This window comes from Arthrobacter sp. H35-D1 (assembly GCF_030063185.1).
Lineage (GTDB): Bacteria > Actinomycetota > Actinomycetes > Actinomycetales > Micrococcaceae > Specibacter.
In genome coordinates, this window is record NZ_JASISP010000084.1 from 1 (window position 1) to 642 (window position 642).

Genomic DNA, 642 nt, shown 5'->3' on the forward strand with positions numbered 1-642 from the left:
TCAAGCGCCTCTCTGATGGTTCTTTCCTTTCCAAGGCAGCAGGCCTGCCCGTGCGGGTCATTGATGCGGAATTGACCGTCACTACCGAGAAAGGAAACAGCACCAGCGACTATCGGCTAGTGACCACAATGCTCGACCCATCCGATGCCCCGGCACAGCCACTTTTCCGGCTCTACCATGAACGCTGGGAGATCGAGACCGGGTTTTGCGAATTGAAAGCACGCCTCCTCAGCGGCAGGGTTCTGCGCGGCAGACACCCCGGAGCGGTAAACCAAGAGATGTGGGCACTACTCACCTGCTATCAGGTCCTTCGCACCGCGATGACAGATGCAGTCCTAGCGGAACCTGACATTGATCCTGACCGGCTCAGCTTCAGTATTGGGCTCCGAACAGCACGTGACCTCGTGATCCAGGCCCGCGGCATCGTGACGGGAACCATAATCGATCTCGTCGGGCGTATCGGTGCTGCAGTTAAGGCCGAGCTCATGCCCCGCCGGCGAATACGCATCCGCCCCCGGATCATCAAACGCGCCATCTCCAAATACCGTGCCAAAGAACGAAGCCCCGACCGCCGCACCTACCCCGCCACACTCACCACCAAGATCTTGACAACACCCCTCAGAACCTAACCGAACGGCATTG

Annotated in this window: 1 protein-coding gene; it reads left to right on the forward strand. The window is 59.0% G+C overall.

All coding sequences use genetic code 11. The annotated features are described in order from the left end of the window. Nucleotides 1-629: transposase (locus tag QMG25_RS20395; RefSeq protein WP_283462964.1), on the forward strand; the 629-nt coding region annotated here is incomplete at its 5' end. Nucleotides 630-642: the final 13 nt, after the last annotated feature.